Source organism: Streptomyces sp. NPDC015144 (assembly GCF_043079735.1).
GTDB lineage: Bacteria > Actinomycetota > Actinomycetes > Streptomycetales > Streptomycetaceae > Streptomyces.
This window is the reverse complement of record NZ_JBIBUU010000003.1, coordinates 172,135-187,300: the sequence shown is the minus strand read 5'-3', so window position 1 is coordinate 187,300 and position 15,166 is coordinate 172,135. Positions and strand designations below refer to the sequence as shown.

The 15,166-nt window shown below is 72.4% G+C and carries 16 protein-coding genes; 10 read left to right on the top strand and 6 right to left on the bottom strand.

The annotated features are described in order from the left end of the window. Positions 1 to 15: 15 nt before the first annotated feature. Positions 16 to 1,659, bottom strand: coding sequence for a regulator (locus tag ACF08W_RS07495; protein ID WP_392278736.1), 1,644 nt, complete (start codon positions 1,657 to 1,659; stop codon positions 16 to 18). Positions 1,660 to 1,921: 262 nt separating this feature from the next. Here ACF08W_RS07495 and lipB point away from each other — a divergent pair, with 262 nt between their 5' ends. The 4 genes from lipB (at position 1,922) to ACF08W_RS07475 (ending at position 5,092) form a co-directional block, all read left to right on the top strand. Next, on the top strand, positions 1,922 to 2,767 hold the full coding sequence (gene lipB, locus ACF08W_RS07490) for a lipoyl(octanoyl) transferase LipB (RefSeq protein ID WP_392278735.1): 846 nt from the start codon (positions 1,922 to 1,924) through the stop codon (positions 2,765 to 2,767). A 144-nt stretch (positions 2,768 to 2,911) separates the two neighbouring features. Continuing rightward, positions 2,912 to 3,877 (top strand): lipoyl synthase, encoded by a 966-nt coding sequence (lipA, locus tag ACF08W_RS07485; RefSeq protein ID WP_385205078.1) that lies wholly within the window; start codon positions 2,912 to 2,914, stop codon positions 3,875 to 3,877. A gap of 278 nt (positions 3,878 to 4,155) precedes the next feature. Further along, positions 4,156 to 4,365, top strand: coding sequence for a hypothetical protein (locus tag ACF08W_RS07480; RefSeq protein ID WP_352280404.1), 210 nt, complete (start codon positions 4,156 to 4,158; stop codon positions 4,363 to 4,365). Between the two features lie 19 nt (positions 4,366 to 4,384). After that, positions 4,385 to 5,092: a DUF4191 domain-containing protein gene (locus tag ACF08W_RS07475; RefSeq protein ID WP_352280405.1), complete on the top strand. Its 708-nt coding sequence runs from the start codon at positions 4,385 to 4,387 to the stop codon at positions 5,090 to 5,092. Between the two features lie 341 nt (positions 5,093 to 5,433). Here the strand turns inward: ACF08W_RS07475 and ACF08W_RS07470 are convergent, their stop codons facing one another. After that, entirely contained in the window at positions 5,434 to 5,901 is a 468-nt protein-coding gene (locus tag ACF08W_RS07470; RefSeq protein ID WP_352277608.1) for an RDD family protein, read from the bottom strand. A 243-nt stretch (positions 5,902 to 6,144) separates the two neighbouring features. Between ACF08W_RS07470 and glnA the strand changes: the two genes are divergently transcribed. Next, a complete protein-coding gene (glnA, locus tag ACF08W_RS07465) occupies positions 6,145 to 7,554 on the top strand; it encodes a type I glutamate--ammonia ligase (RefSeq protein WP_352277609.1) in 1,410 nt (469 codons plus the stop codon). Between the two features lie 180 nt (positions 7,555 to 7,734). Here the strand turns inward: glnA and ACF08W_RS07460 are convergent, their stop codons facing one another. Next, positions 7,735 to 8,697: a hypothetical protein gene (locus ACF08W_RS07460; RefSeq protein ID WP_392278734.1), complete on the bottom strand. Its 963-nt coding sequence runs from the start codon at positions 8,695 to 8,697 to the stop codon at positions 7,735 to 7,737. A 191-nt stretch (positions 8,698 to 8,888) separates the two neighbouring features. Here ACF08W_RS07460 and ACF08W_RS07455 point away from each other — a divergent pair, with 191 nt between their 5' ends. The 3 genes from ACF08W_RS07455 (at position 8,889) to ACF08W_RS07445 (ending at position 12,286) form a co-directional block, all read left to right on the top strand. Next, positions 8,889 to 10,301 carry a hypothetical protein gene (locus ACF08W_RS07455; RefSeq protein WP_392278733.1) on the top strand — a complete coding sequence of 471 codons (1,413 nt, stop codon included), beginning with the start codon at positions 8,889 to 8,891 and terminating at the stop codon, positions 10,299 to 10,301. Positions 10,302 to 10,487: 186 nt separating this feature from the next. Then, entirely contained in the window at positions 10,488 to 10,655 is a 168-nt protein-coding gene (locus ACF08W_RS07450; RefSeq protein ID WP_392278732.1) for a hypothetical protein, read from the top strand. Positions 10,656 to 10,921: 266 nt separating this feature from the next. Further along, a complete protein-coding gene (locus ACF08W_RS07445) occupies positions 10,922 to 12,286 on the top strand; it encodes a lipase family protein (RefSeq protein ID WP_392278731.1) in 1,365 nt (454 codons plus the stop codon). Between the two features lie 22 nt (positions 12,287 to 12,308). On the opposite strand, the gene ACF08W_RS07440 is transcribed toward ACF08W_RS07445, so the two are convergent. Continuing rightward, the gene (locus ACF08W_RS07440) at positions 12,309 to 12,794 is read right to left on the bottom strand and encodes a hypothetical protein (protein ID WP_385205065.1); all 486 of its coding nucleotides are present in this window, start codon (positions 12,792 to 12,794) and stop codon (positions 12,309 to 12,311) included. Between the two features lie 143 nt (positions 12,795 to 12,937). On the opposite strand from ACF08W_RS07440, the gene ACF08W_RS07435 reads away from it, so the two are divergent. Then, positions 12,938 to 13,372, top strand: coding sequence for a hypothetical protein (locus tag ACF08W_RS07435; RefSeq protein WP_392278730.1), 435 nt, complete (start codon positions 12,938 to 12,940; stop codon positions 13,370 to 13,372). 92 nt (positions 13,373 to 13,464) lie between these two features. Here the strand turns inward: ACF08W_RS07435 and ACF08W_RS07430 are convergent, their stop codons facing one another. Then, on the bottom strand, positions 13,465 to 13,734 hold the full coding sequence (locus ACF08W_RS07430) for a hypothetical protein (protein ID WP_352277618.1): 270 nt from the start codon (positions 13,732 to 13,734) through the stop codon (positions 13,465 to 13,467). Between the two features lie 130 nt (positions 13,735 to 13,864). Between ACF08W_RS07430 and ACF08W_RS07425 the strand changes: the two genes are divergently transcribed. Further along, on the top strand, positions 13,865 to 14,224 hold the full coding sequence (locus ACF08W_RS07425; RefSeq protein WP_385205058.1) for an arsenate reductase family protein: 360 nt from the start codon (positions 13,865 to 13,867) through the stop codon (positions 14,222 to 14,224). Positions 14,225 to 14,242: 18 nt separating this feature from the next. Here the strand turns inward: ACF08W_RS07425 and ACF08W_RS07420 are convergent, their stop codons facing one another. Continuing rightward, positions 14,243 to 15,097, bottom strand: coding sequence for an alpha/beta fold hydrolase (locus ACF08W_RS07420; RefSeq protein WP_385205055.1), 855 nt, complete (start codon positions 15,095 to 15,097; stop codon positions 14,243 to 14,245). Positions 15,098 to 15,166: the final 69 nt, after the last annotated feature.

Genomic DNA, 15,166 nt, shown 5'->3' with positions numbered 1-15,166 from the left:
CCCCCTGTGCCGTGCTCAGCCCAGCGCGGCGACCCGGTCGCGGTAGCCGCGTACGGCGGCGGCGTCCCGGTAGGGCTCCAGCCGCCGCTCGAAGTCGTGCAGGTACTCCGTGGCCCGCACCGATCGCATCTCCGCGGCCTGCTGGGCGGCCTCCACACCGAGCGCGCACGCCTGGTCGAGCTCGCCGAGCCCGAGCCGGGCGGAGGCCAGCACCACCTGGCAGAACAGCCGGCTGCGGGCGTACGCCGGGGAGCGCAGCTGGAGCGAGCGCTCCGCGTACTGCGCCGCGGCCCGGTACTGCTGGAGGTCGCGGTGGCAGTGGCCGAACTCGTCGGCGAGCTGGGCCTCGTCGAAGTGGCGCGCCCAGTGCGGCACCTCGTCCCCGGGCCGGGCGATGTCCAGCGCCCGCTCGGCCCGCGCCAGCGAGGTGGTGCAGGCCCGGGACTCGCCGAGCACCCCGTGGCCGCGCGCCTCGACGGCGTGCAGCAGGGCCTGGACGACGGGGGGCGCGGAGGAGCCGATGCCCTGCTGCGCGACCCGGGCCAGTTGCACGGCCTCCCGGCCGTGGCCCAGGTAGACCGCCTGCCGGCTCATCGTCGTCAGCACATAGCTGCCGTAGGCGCGGTCACCGGCGGCCTGGGCGAGCCGCAGCGCCTGGACGAAGTACCGCTGGGCCAGGCCGTGGGCCGCGATGTCGTACGAGGTCCAGCCGGCCAGCCGGGTCAGGTCGGCGGCGGCCGCGAAGAGTCTGCGCCCGGTCGCCTCGCCGTAGGTGCCCCGGAGCATCGGTTCCGCCTCGTGCTCCAGGTAGCGGACGAGCGCCTGGCGGGCGTGGCCGCCGCCGTAGGCGTGGTCGAGGGTGCGGAAGAGCTCGCCGACCGAGCGCAGGGCGGCCACGTCGCCGCCGCTGACCCGCTGGCCGGAGTCCCGCCCGGAACGCCTCTGGCGGGGCAGGCCGAACGCCTCGGACAGCCCGGGAACGGGGCCCTGCGGGGGCGGGGGGCCGCCCGGCGGCCCGGACGGCACGGACGCCCCGGCCGGGCGGGCGGCCGCCGGCCCCCGGGCGCCGGGCACGCCGTACGCACCGTGCGCCCCCGGTGCCGGGCGCGCCCCGCCGGGACGGGGGGAACCACCCGCCCCACCGTCCCCCGCCGCCCCGTGCGCCCCTCCCGTCGCGCCGTGCGCCCGCGGCGCGGGTTCTCCGCCCCGGCCCACCGACTCGTCGGCCCGGCCGATCAGCCAGTCCCGGCTGGGGACGACGAGCCCGGCCGGAGTGAAGGCGATCTTGCGCAGCTCGGCCTGGCTGCCGGAGTCCTTCCGCCACAGCCCGCTCACGATGTCGACCGCCTCCGCGGGCGTGGCCGCGAACTCCAGACCGGCGTAGACCGGGGCGCACGCGTCCAGGCCGAGGTCCTGCGCGGAGAGCCGGCGCCCGAGCCGCCGGGTGAAGACCTCGGCGATCAGCGCGGGGGTGGTGCCGCGCGGCTGCTGCCCGCGGAGCCAGCGGGTCACGGAGGTCTTGTCGTAGCGGAGGTCGAGGCCGTGTTCGAGGCCGAGTTGGTCGACTCTGCGGGCCAGACCGGCGTTGGAGAAACCTGCCTCGGTGATGAGCGCGGCCAGCCGGCGGTTGGGGGTGCGCTGCGGAGGTCGTTCCGACATCAGCTGTACGGTCTCCTGCCTTCCGGGCCGGGCGGGCAGCCCTTGGGGAACGGCGCGAATTTAGCGGCCTCCGCCCCGGTCACAGCCGCCTTCGCTTCACTTTCATCCGATCGTGTGAGGATTGGGGGCGGTGCTGACGGGAAGACCTGCCGGACCACCGCCCGCGGACCGGTCGTACAGTGGCCAAAGGCGTGAATCAGTGCATGGTGACGCGGCTCCGGGTACCCCGCCGCCCGCGCACTACAAGAGGAAGGCATCTGTCGTGGCTGAGCTTCGGTTCGTCCGGCTGGGATTCGGTGAGGAAGCCGTCGACTACCAGGAGGCCTGGCAGAAGCAGCGCGAGGTGCACGCGGCCAGGTTCGAGGACACCGTCCCGGACACCTGCCTGCTGGTGGAGCACCCGCCCGTCTACACGGCCGGCCGGCGTACGGCCGACAGCGAACGCCCCCTCGACGGCACCCCCGTCATCGACGTGGACCGCGGCGGCAAGATCACCTGGCACGGCCCCGGTCAGCTGGTGGGCTACCCGATCCAGAAGCTGCCCCGCCCGGTGGACGTCGTCGCGCACGTCCGCCGCCTGGAGGAGGCGCTGATCCGGACCGCCGCCGAGTTCGGCGTGGAGACCACCCGGGTCGAGGGCCGCAGCGGGGTCTGGGTGCTCGGCGACCCGGTCGAGGAGCGCCCGGCGATCGGCGGGCTCTCCCTCGACTTCGACCCCCGGCTCCAGGACGAGGAGTTCGACGCCCGGCTGAACGGCCCCGAGTACGCCCCGTCCAACGCCGGCCAGCGCCGCGAGGACCGCAAGCTGGCGGCGATCGGCATCCGCGTCGCCAAGGGGGTGACGATGCACGGCTTCTCGTTCAACGTGAACCCGGACAACACCTGGTTCGACCGGATCGTGCCGTGCGGCATCCGGGACGCGGGCGTCACCTCGCTGGCGTACGAGCTCGGCCGCGACATCACCGTCGCCGAGGTGCTCCCGGTCGTCGAGAAGCACCTGCGGGACGTCCTGGAGAACGCCGCACCGGCACCGCGCGTCGTCGAGCGCCCGGCCGCCGAGCCGTCGGGCACGCCGGACGCCCCGGCCGATGCCGTGGCCACGGCGTGACGGCCGGATCACGCGGCCGGGAATAGGCCCCGCCTGCCACAGGTTGGCCGGACGTAAAGCCGTGCGAACCACGGGCGTACCCTGGTGTTCGCCGAAGAATCCAAAGAAGCATCCGACGCAGTACAAGCAAAGGGGAGTGCCGGAGTGTCCGCTGTCGCACCCGACGGGCGCAAGATGCTGCGCCTGGAGGTCCGGAACAGCCAGACCCCCATCGAGCGCAAGCCCGAGTGGATCAAGACCCGGGCGAAGATGGGCCCCGAGTACAACCAGCTGCAGAAGCTCGTGAAGAGCGAGGGCCTGCACACGGTGTGCCAGGAGGCCGGCTGCCCCAACATCTTCGAATGCTGGGAGGACCGCGAGGCCACCTTCCTCATCGGGGGCGACCAGTGCACCCGGCGCTGCGACTTCTGCCAGATCGACACGGGCAAGCCGCAGGCGCTGGACCGGGACGAGCCCCGCCGGGTCGGCGAGTCCGTGGTCACGATGGACCTGAACTACGCCACCATCACCGGCGTCGCCCGCGACGACCTGGAGGACGGCGGTGCCTGGCTGTACGCGGAGACCGTGCGCCAGATCCACGCGCTGACCGCCGGGCGGGAAGCCGGCCGCACCAAGGTCGAGCTGCTGATCCCCGACTTCAACGCGGTGCCCGAGCAGCTCGCCGAGGTCTTCTCCGCCCGCCCCGAGGTCCTCGCGCACAACGTGGAGACGGTGCCGCGGATCTTCAAGCGGATCCGCCCCGGCTTCCGGTACGAGCGCTCCCTGGAGGTCATCACCCGGGCCCGTGAGGCCGGTCTGGTGACCAAGTCCAACCTGATCCTCGGCATGGGCGAGACCCGCGAAGAGGTCAGCGAGGCGCTCCAGGACCTGTACGACGCGGGCTGCGAGCTGATCACGATCACGCAGTACCTGCGCCCCTCGGTGCGCCACCACCCGGTGGAGCGCTGGGTGAAGCCGCAGGAGTTCGTGGAGCTGAAGGAGGAGGCCGACGAGATCGGCTACTCCGGTGTGATGTCCGGGCCGCTGGTCCGTTCCTCGTACCGCGCGGGCCGTCTCTTCCAGCAGGCGATGGACCGTCGCGGCGCCGCCGCCGCGGTGCCCGCCGTGTGAGTCCCGGCACAGCGAACCACTGACCGGTCATGACCGACGCGAAGCGGTCCGTACGCTCCCCCGCAGGTCGGGGGCGGGTACGGGCCGCTTCGGCGTGCGCGCCCGCCGGATCGGGGTTTTCATTGGTGTTTGACCGTCCGGTCACGCGCTGGTAACACCGAGCAGTGACGCTGGGTGCACACGCCGCGCGGTACGGGCCCGGACCGTCCGGGCCGCCGGGTCCGCGCGAGCCACCCGCCCGCCCCTTCGCGCACATCCGCTCCGAGGAGATCTCCACGATGCAGGCCGTGCCGGTACGTGCCGCCGCCCTCCCGTCCGTCACCGCGGCCCTCCGCGCCGTCGAGTCGCTCGTCCTGGCCGGCGGCCAGCGCACGGCCCGCCGCAACGCCTGGTCAGCCGTCCAGGAGGACCGGCGCCGGGCCAAGGACCGGGTCGAGGCCGAGTCCGTGCTGTCCGTACTGGAGGCCGCGGCCGACCGCCGTTCCTGAGCCACGTAAACTTCTTTACATGGCGAGGAAGGCAAAGACTGAAGGCGCGGACAGCGCCGAGAACGCGGGGCGGCTCAAGCAGATCGCCCTGACCTACAAGATGGCCAGGCGGACCGACCCGAAGATCGGTCTTGTCGTCGCGGGCGTGGGAATCGTCACCTTCGGCGTCCTCCTCGGGATCGGTTTCGCGATCGATCATCCGGTCTACCTGGGCATCCTGGGCTTCGTACTGGCCCTCCTCGCGATGGCGATCGTCTTCGGACGGCGTGCCGAGCGTGCGGCCTTCGGACAGATGGAGGGGCAGCCGGGCGCCGCCGCGGCGGTGCTGGACCGGGTGGGCCGGGGCTGGACGACGACCCCCGCGGTCGCGATGAACCGCAGCCAGGACGTGGTGCACCGCTCCGTGAGCAAGGCTGGCATCGTGCTGGTCGCCGAGGGCAACCCGAACCGGGTGAAGCCGCTGCTCGCGTCCGAGAAGAAGAAGATGGCGCGCATCCTGGTCGACGTACCGGTGCACGACATCATCGTCGGCAACGGCGAGGGCCAGGTCCCGCTCAAGAAGCTGCGCACCAAGATGCTGAAGCTGCCGCGCGTCCTCACCGGCCCGCAGGTGACGGCCGCCAACGACCGGTTGCGCGCGATGGGCGACCTGATGAGCAACATGCCGCTCCCGAAGGGGCCCATGCCGAAGGGGATGCGGATGCCGAAGGGCGGAAAGACCCGCTGAGACGCGTACGCGCCTCGGAGACACGAAGAGGCGGGGGGGGGGGGGGGGGGCCGGGGCCCCCCCCCCCCCCCAGGCCCGGGGACGGGGGGTTGGGCGGGCGCGGGGTGGTGGGCGCCCCCGGCCCCCCCCCGGGGGCGCACCCCCGCCCCCGAACCCCCCCGGGGGGGGGGGGGGGGGGGCGGGGGGGGGCCCCCCCCCCGGGGGGGGGGCCCCCCCCCCGGCCCCCCCGGGGGGGGGGGGGGGGGCCCCCCCCCCCCCCCCCCCCCCCCCGCCTCTTCGCCGTTTCACGGGATGTTCGCCGTTCACGGGATGTTCCCGGCCCCGGGCCCCTACGGGGCTTCCTAGCTCCGGACCTGTACCGAGCGGGACAGCCGGTCGTGCAGGCCGCGGCCGTCGCGGTCCCAGACCAGGGCGGGGATCACCAGGCAGACCAGCACGCTCCGGACGACCGCGCGCCCGAACGTCAGCCGGTCGCGGTTCTCGGCGACGACCCGGATGCCCAGGACGCGCTTGCCCGGGGTGCAGCCGATGGTGCCGACGGTGAGCACGCTCAGTACGAAGAAGATGCCCAGCGCCCAGTTTCCGGCCGCCTGCTGGTCACCGCGAGCGAACAGCCCGTATGCGATCAGCAGGCAGAGCGCCCAGTCGATGAAGATCGCGCCGAACCGGCGGCCGAGGGGGGCCATGGACCCCGGGCCGTGCTCGGGCAGGCCGAGCCGCTTGCCCCGGTAGCCGAAGTCGGCCCCCATCTCCTCGGCGGCCGCGCGCGGGCCCGAGAGCCACGATCCGATTGCTTGCCTGTTGTCCACCCGAACACGGTACTGCGCCCGCCCCTCCGCCCGGCCCGGCGGGTGCCGCTACCGGGCCCGCCGCCGGGTGCGTAGCGGCTCGCGAGGCGCCGGTCACACCCGCCCCGGTTAACTTCTGCGAAACAAATGGGTCATGCTTGAGAAATCCGGCCTGCCTATGGTCAGGTCCAGCGTGTGCAGGCGCACTGGCCGCACCACGAGCCGCAACCCCGTCCCGCCCGGGCCGGGAGTAGGAGGAGTTGGATGTTCCAGAACGCCGAGGACGCGAAGAAATACATCGCCGACAACGACGTCAAGTTCATCGATGTCCGGTTCTGCGACCTGCCCGGTGTGATGCAGCACGTCACGGTTCCGGCTCCGACCTTCGACCCGACCGAGGAGCTGGCCTTCGACGGCTCGTCGATCCGCGGCTTCCAGGCCATCCACGAGTCCGACATGTCGCTGCGCGCGGACCTGTCGACCGCCCGGCTCGACCCCTTCCGCCGGGACAAGACCCTCAACATCAACTTCTTCATCCACGACCCGATCACCGGCGAGCAGTACAGCCGTGACCCGCGCAACGTGGCGAAGAAGGCCGAGGCGTACCTCGCCTCCACCGGCATCGCCGACACCGCGTACTTCGGCCCCGAGGCCGAGTTCTACGTCTTCGACAACGTCCGCTTTCAGACGTCGGCGAACGAGAGCTTCTACCACATCGACTCCGAGGCGGGCGCCTGGAACACCGGTGCGGTCGAGAACAACCGCGGCTACAAGGTCCGCTACAAGGGCGGCTACTTCCCGGTCCCGCCGGTCGACCACTTCGCCGACCTGCGCGCCGAGATGTCCCTGGAGCTGGAGCGCAGCGGCCTCCAGATCGAGCGCCAGCACCACGAGGTCGGCACCGCCGGCCAGGCCGAGATCAACTACAAGTTCAACACGCTGCTCGCCGCGGCCGACGACCTGATGCTCTTCAAGTACATCGTGAAGAACGTCGCCTGGCGCAACGGCAAGACCGCGACCTTCATGCCGAAGCCGATCTTCGGCGACAACGGCTCGGGCATGCACGTCCACCAGTCCCTGTGGGCCGGCGGCACCCCGCTCTTCTACGACGAGCAGGGCTACGCGGGCCTCTCGGACACCGCCCGCCACTACATCGGCGGCATCCTCCAGCACGCCCCGTCGCTGCTGGCCTTCACCAACCCGACGGTGAACTCCTACCACCGCCTGGTCCCGGGCTTCGAGGCCCCGGTCAACATGGTGTACTCGCAGCGCAACCGCTCGGCCGCGATGCGCATCCCGATCACCGGTGCGAACCCGAAGGCCAAGCGCGTCGAGTTCCGCGCCCCGGACCCGTCGTCCAACCCGTACCTGGCCTTCTCGGCGCTGCTGATGGCCGGCCTGGACGGCATCAAGAACAAGATCGAGCCCGCCGAGCCGATCGACAAGGACCTCTACGAGCTGGCTCCCGAGGAGCACGCCAACGTCCAGCAGGTCCCGACCTCCCTCCCGGCCGTCCTGGAAGCGCTGGAGGCGGACAACGAGTACCTCCAGGCCGGCGGTGTCTTCACCTCCGATCTGATCGAGACCTGGATCGACTACAAGCGCACCAACGAGATCGCCCCGATCCAGCTCCGCCCGCACCCGCACGAGTTCGAGCTGTACTTCGACCTCTAGGAGCACCCCTGTACCCGCGGGAACGCGGTGTGGTCGCTGATCGTCCCCGCAGGTCGGAACAGGCGTGAAGCCGAAGCGGTGGCTGTCCCCCACGGGGTGGCAGCCGCCGCTTTCGTTCTCGTTGCCCCGCCGGGTCCTGTGCCGCCATCGATCGGCGGTACGGGCGGGCACGGGGCGGGGCTACTCCGCGGCGGGCTCGGGGATGCGCCAGAGAATGGGGAAGCGATCCGCGTCCGGCAGGCTGAGCGGGCCGGGTGGGCCTATCTGCTTGATCAGATAGCCGAAGACCATGTGCTGGGCCTCTTCGGACACTTCGTCCCAGGTGTCCGGGGTCACGATCATTACTTCTCTCATCAGGCTCGGATCCGACTCGTTCTCCAGCATCTCCGCCCGGTCGTCCCGGTCCATGGTCTCGTCGGCCCGCATCGCGCGAATCGACTCCGCGAGGAGATTGGGCTCCGTCCGCAGGCGGCGGCGCACTTCCCGGCAGCCGTACTGGAAGGCCGCATACGCGTCCATCGCCTCCCGGTCCATGTTCTGGTAGCCGTACGGTGTGCCTTCGACGGCTCCGATGTAGTCGCCCTTCAGCGTGTGCAGCAGGATCCTCAGCGCGTGTTCGGCCCCGTCCTCCTCGATGAACTTCTCCATCGCCCGGATCCATGTGTCCTCGGAGATGATCGTTTCGTGTGGGGCGGCGAGCCCCGGGGCGATCTGGATGGCGCTGAACGGGTTGACCAGGATGCCCATGACCATTTCAGGTGTCCATCTGCCGTCCTCACCACCCCAGCCGCTGTTGGCCAGTTCCTGGAACGACTTCCGGGCGCCCTTCTCCCCTTCGCGGACCGACCGCCACAGCAGCAGGAATCTCCCGGTCTCGGCCTCCTCGTCCCGAGGGGGACTGCACAGGCCCGCCAGCACCACGACGATGTCGTGCACCGTCTCCCAGCGCGGCATCTGCTTTCCGTTGATCGCGGACCGCACGGTCTCGTGGCTGGGTCCGGACAGCGCGTCGTCCCGCTCACGGATCAGCGCGCTCACCTTCCGGGAACTCAGCTGGCCTGCCGCCCGGTGCAGTTCCTGCAACGCGTCGACCAGCTCCTGGCGCCAGTTCTCCGGCCGGGACTCGTCGGGGGTGTCTTCCACTTGGATCCTCCAGATTCGGGGCCGGTGAACGGGCTCCGGCCAGAAGTGTCAAGTTTCGCTGCCGCGGCGTACACCGCAGTCAGCTTCCGTCAAGTTCGACGCCCCATCCGCCGCCCGGTGACTAACGGCTGAACGCCCAGGTGAGCATGGTGGAAACACCGGCGGAGCACGACACCCGAGGAGTTCGCCCCGTGCACATCCCTGCCTACGCACACGGCACGATCCGTGCCGCCCTGCCCTCCGTGCCGACGGCCCGACAGCTGTCGGGCCTGGACTGCTGCATGTGCGACGCCCCGTTCGGCCGCGATCTGGGGGCGGTGCCGCTCGGCCCCGACCCGGAGACCGGTCCGTCCGGGTGCCGCCCGTGCCTGGGTCGACTGGTCGCCCGGGCGCGGGAGACCCGGGACGCCGGTCTGGCACGGAACGCCGAGCAGGTCCGCAAGGATTCCAAGGCATGGGAATCGGTCCGCGACCACTACATGGCCCGGCTCGACGCGGTCCGGCGAGCCGCGGAAGAAGTCGCCGAGCTGGCAGGGAACGAGGAGGTCCCGCCGTTGCGGATCGCCTGGCTGTCGATATCACTGGAGTCGGCCCACACCTGGATCTCCGAAGCCCCCGAGCCTCCGGCTTCGGTCGACCAGGAGGATCACCCGCTGAGGAACGCGGAGATGCTGATGGGCGGCGCCATGATCGATGCCCGCGCGGCTGTGGCCGACAGGCTTGTCTACCACCTGGTCAATGAGGCGCAGCCCGAGGAACCTGAGATGTGCGAGGAGTTGGAGTGCCCCGAGGGCTGTTCGGGACGGCACGACACGTCGCACATCGACTGCGGACCGGACGCCATCTTCGAGGACCTTCTGGCACACGGCGTCTCCATCGAAGAACCCGGCCCGGCTCCCATGTCCCCGCGGCTCGCGGCACTCTTCGCTCCCGGGCCCGAGGAGCCGCCCCCGTTGTTCCCCGAGTTGGGGGAGCATGCCTCCGCCGCGCTCCCCCAACTGGGAATCGATCCGGACGACCCGGAGGCCCTGCTGAGCGCGGCGGCTGCCGGGCTGGCCGCCGCATCCCTGCTGAACGAACCGCTCGATGCGATCCGCGAGGCACCCGGCGGGCCGGACGCCGGCGATGTCTTCGCGCAGGGCATCGACCTGTACCGCCGGGCCCGCAAGGCGCTCGTCGCCGCCCGTGACGGCGGGCCCGAACGACTGGGCGCCTTCACGGCCGTCGCCTCGGACCTGGACCTCCCGTGGGCAGGTGGCTCCCGGTTCACCCTGCGCGCCGCGTCCGGGCCCGTCGCCGACTTCGTCCAGAACGTCGAGGAACAGGTCGGGATCACCGAGGAGCTGATGCGCCGGCAAGGTTGGCGCGATGCCCTTCTGCACCGGGCGTTCACCGCTGCCTTCCAGGCCGCGGACCACTTCGGCATGCCCGGCTGGCCCGGCGTCGTCGATGCCACGATGAAGCGTCTCGCCTCGCTGGACCGGCGGTCCGCGCCACCGGAGCTCACCGATCTCCGTGCCGTGGAGACCGCACTGCTCCAGAGGCCGGACCGGCTGGGAGCGAACGCCCTTGGGTGGCTCGTCCGTCATGCCCTGCTCGGCTAGCCGCCAACGGCCTCGCGGGCCGCGAAACCAGTCGTGCCGACAGGAGACGCGGAGTGCCGGGCCGTCCCGGGCCACGGCCGGGGTCCCCGGTCCCCTCCGTCCGGAACCTTGCGGCCGGGAGGCGGCCGCGTTCCTGATCACGTCACGTCGGGCCGGTCCGGGTGCCCGGGAAGTGGAGGTCGCGCGGTGAGCTGGGACCAGGTGACCCTTCTCGTTCTCGCGTCGTTCGGCTGCCTCACCCTGCTGCTGACACAGATCAGCGAGGTGCTGTCGAAAGTACCCCCGATCATCCGTGCTTGGCGGCGGGTCCAGGACGAGCTGCGCCGCGGCAACCGCGCCCCGGACGAGGAATAGGACACGGCGCCTCCCGGGGCAAGGGGTGGGTGTCCGGCCGTTCCGCCCTGTGGCGGACGGGACGGCTCGAACCGCTCTGCGCCCGCACGGGTCGCCGCGCGACACCGGGAACGAGGCCGAATCCAGCTCCGGCAGATCCCTTGTCCCGCACCGGCGCGCGGACTTACTCTCAAGTAAGTACCAGCGAGTAACCGCGCTGTTCCCCGGGCGCCCCCTGGTGTGCCGCCCCGGCGCGGTCCTCCCCCACGACGAACGAGGAGCCCGTCATGAGCCGCGTGAAGACCCGTTCTCGTTCCATCCCCGCCCCGGCCTCGCGTCTGGTGGCCTGTGCCGCCGTCGCGGGGGCCGTGTGTGCCGGGGTCCTGGCCGCGCCGGCCTCGGCCACCGCGACGGAGCCCGTTGTCTCGCGCGGGGTGACCATTCCCGCGTTCTATACGCCGCCCACCGAACTCCCGGCGGAGAACGGGGCGTTGGTCCGCACGGAGGCCATGCCGCTCGGGTTGTCCATTCCCGGGCTGGACGGGCGGCCGATGCCGGGGACCGCGACCCGGCTGATGTACCGGTCCACCGACTCCAACGGGGAGCCCGTCGCCGTGACCGGTGCGTACATCGAGCCCTCGGCCGCCTGGAAGGGCGGCGGGCCGCGGCCGCTGGTCGCGCTGGCCTCGGGGACCATGGGCCAGGGCGACCAGTGCGCGCCGTCGTTCGCCCTGCAGCACCCGCTCACCCTCACCGGCGACACCCTGTCCGTGGGGTACGAGGCCCTGGCGGTCTACCGGCTGCTGGCGAAGGGGGCCGCGGTCGTCGTGACCGACTACGTCGGCCTCGGCGCCACCGACCGCCTGCACACCTACGTCAACCGCGTCGACGAGGCGCACGCCCTGCTGGACGCGGCCCGCGCCGCCCGTGCCGTGCCCGGCGCGTCGGTCACCGCGGCCTCGCGGACCGGGCTGTACGGGTACAGCCAGGGCGGCGGCGCCAGTGCCGCGGCCGCCGAACTCCAGCAGTCCTACGCGCCCGACGTCCCGCTCTCCGGCACCTACTCCGGCGCTCCCCCGGCGGATCTGACCGCGGTCATGAAGGGCATCGACGGCAGTGCGCTCGCCGGTGCGCTGGCCTGGTCGATCAACGGTTTCGCCCAGTCCGACCCCGATCTGCGGGCGGTCGTGGACGCGAACGTCAACGCCGCCGGGCGGGCCGCCCTGGCCGACGCCTCGACGATGTGCGTCGGTGACGCGATCCTCGGCTACGGCTTCACCAAGAGCAACAAGTGGACCAACAGCGGCGCGTCCCTCGGGGAGGTCATCGCCCGCGATCCCCGGGCGCAGGCGGCCCTGGACAAGCAGCGGATCGGCACGCTCGAGCCGGCCGGTCCGGTCCGGCTCGCCACTGGCGTCCAGGACGACATCGTCCCCCACGGCCAGGCACGGAAGCTCGCCGTCGACTGGTGCGGCAAGGGCGGCAACGTCACTTACGACGCCGTCGTGCTGCCCAACCTCGGCGACAAGATCCTCACCAACCACCTCGCGCCGCTCATCACCGACCAGGGCAGCGCCGTCTCCTGGCTGACCGACCGCCTCGCCGGGAAGCCGGCCACCTCCAACTGCTGGTCGATGCCGGTCCAGCCCTGATCCCGGGTCCGCCCGGGGGTGGTCAGTGCCGCAGGGCCGTTCCCACCTCGGCCTTCACTCCTCCGGAGAGCTTGCGGTTGCTGCGGGCCGTGGCCTTCCTGGTGGTGTGGGAGGCCACGTCGTCGACGGTCACCACCACGACGTCGAGCAGTTTGCCCTTCGGGTCGCGGAAGTTGACCTGGACCGCGTAGGACTTCGTGGCGTCGGTGCTGTTGTCGACGGTGACCTCGGCGGTGGTGCGGCCGTCGGCGGCGGTGTCCGGGGTGGACAGCTTCACGTCGGGAGTGGCGTCGACGCCGTTCTTGAAGTTCTTCAGCTTCTCGCCCGCGGCGGCCGTCGCGGAGGCCGCCACGTCGGCGCCCCGGGAGGCCGCGGACGCCGCGGCGGACGCGGCTCTGGACGCGGTGCCGGAGGCGCCGGTGCCGCTGTCGTCGCAGGCGGCGGCCGTCGCGGCGAGGGTCGTCGCCAGCAGTGCGGCGCACAGTCCTCGGGTGGCCTTCGCGGTCATCGTGCCTCCAGCGGTCGCTCTCCTCGGGGTGCCCCGTCCAGTGAACGGGGTGGCGGGGCGCGGCGCACCGCCGTGTCTGCCGGTCGGGTGGCGATGGGGCGGCCCGGCGCGCGGCGCGGTGGGCGGCGGGCGAGGCTGGGTGCATGGACGACGGCCTGGCGGACGGTGGACCCGCGGCGGTGCGGTCCCGGCGGCGGTGGCCCTGGGTGCTGCTGGTCGTGGTGCTCGTGCTGACCGCCGGGGGCGCCGCCGCCGTCGCGCTGACCGCCGCCGCGCTGTCGCGGGACGGGACGCGTCCGCGCCTGGTCACCTACCGGGTCACCGGGACCGCCGAGGACGTCACCGTCACCTACCCGTCCTGGCAGGGGGACGGAGTCGCCGCCGCGCGGCTGAGGCTGCCCGCGCTGCCCTGGGCCGGGACCACCCGGACCAGGGGTTTCATGAGCGGCGGCGCCTTCACCGTCACCCTCGGCGCGTCGGGCGGCGAGGCGTCCTGCACCGTACGGGTGGACGGCGGCCCGGTCCGTACCGCCACGGCGTCCGGCGCCTTCGCCACGGCGAGCTGCGCCGGCTTCTGAACGGGGCCGGGCACGGGCCGGACATGGGCCGGACATGGGCCGGACACGTCCGCGCCCCCGCGTACGAGGACACGGGGGCGCGGACGCGGCCGTCAGCGGCCGTAGCGGATCAGTGCGCGCACCATGCGGCAGGTCGTGTCGGACGGCGGGTGGATGCCGGCGCGCTCGGCGGTGGCGCGTATCTTCACGTTGGTCGCCGTCGACGGGTAGTAGACCCCGGCGTCGAGCAGGGCTATCGCGAGCCGCATGGCCTTCAGGCGGCGGTTGTGCGTGACGTACCACTCGCGGGGTCGGCCCGCGGGCAGCGGCTTCTTGGTCAAGGGCTGGTGGAGCGGCTTGGTCGTGACTGCGGCAACGGCCATGAACAACCTCCTGGCACGGTCGTGGAACCCTCACGAACTGCCTCCATTTTACTGCCCGGCACTGACAATCGGCCCTGGCCAGACGGGCTTTCGAGGGTGTTCGCCGGATCCCTCGCGTACCGTTGGCCCCATGGAGATCTGGATCAATCCCGCCTGTTCCAAGTGCCGCAGCGCGGTGCGGCTGCTCGACGAGGAGGGGGCCGAGTACACCGTCCGCCGCTACCTGGAGGACGTGCCCTCGACGGACGAGATCCGGGCCGTGCTCGACCGGCTCGGCCTGGAGCCGTGGGACATCGCCCGGACCCAGGAGGCCGACGCGAAGGAGCTGGGGCTCAAGGAGTGGCCGCGCGAGCCCGGTTCGCGGGAGCGCTGGATCGCGGCGCTGGCCGGGCACCCGAAGCTCATCCAGCGCCCGATCATCACCGCGGACGACGGCAGCGCCGTGGTGGCGCGGACGGACGAGGCGGTACGGGACGCCCTGGGTCGCTGAGGCCGCGGGGGCGGAGCGTCAGTCGGCGGCCAGGAAGTCCGCCGCCCTGCGGTTCACTTCGGCGGCCCCCGGCCCGTGCAGCGGCAGGGTGTGGTGGGTCGCCCCGGGGATCGTCGCCGTCCTGGCGTGCGGCAGCAGCCGGGCCGCCCGGGCGGCGACGCGGGCCGGGTCGTGCACCCGGCTCTCCCCCGCCAGCAGGATCAGGGTCGGCACGTCGAGGCGGCGCAGGGCCTCGGCGCCGGGTCGGCGGCCGGTGACGGGGCGGGCGGAGGGGAAACCGGCCGCCTCGCAGCGCAGCCTCAGCCACGTCGGGTCCAGCGCCGCGCCGCCCGTCTCCCACGCGAGGAAGGCGCGGATCCGCCGTGCGTCGGGGCGCAGCAGCATCGGCAGGGCGCGCAGCAGATAGCCGGGGCGGAACCCGGCGAAGCACTGGGTGGGGTCGAGGAGGAGCAGCCTCCGGACGCGCCGGGGCGCGTGCAGCGCGTACTGGAGGGCGATCCAGGCGCCGTACGAATGCCCGCACAGGTCGGCGCGGTCGGCGGCCAGCCCGTCCAGCACGGCGTCGAGCCAGGCCGTCAGGTCGTCCGCGGTGCGGACTGGTCGCCGCCCCGCGACACTGCGGCCCGGTTCGCCCACGAGGTCGACGGCGTGCACCCGGTGGGTCCGGCCCAGGTGGGCGGCCTGGGCGTACCAGACGGTGGAGGTGGCGCCGCCGCCCGCCAGCAGCACCAGGGGCGGGGCGTCCTCGGGGCCGTGGCTGTTGACCCGGGTGGTGCCGTACGGGGTGGGGAGGTCCGAGGGGGTCGTCGCGGCGGGCCACGCGGTGGCCAGGACGTCGTCGTAGGCCGTACGGAAGGACGTGCTGACGGTCATGGGTGTGCCTCCGCGGTCGGGTGCCGTGGGCCGATATTATCTCGCTGAGCGAGATAATATCGGTGGACG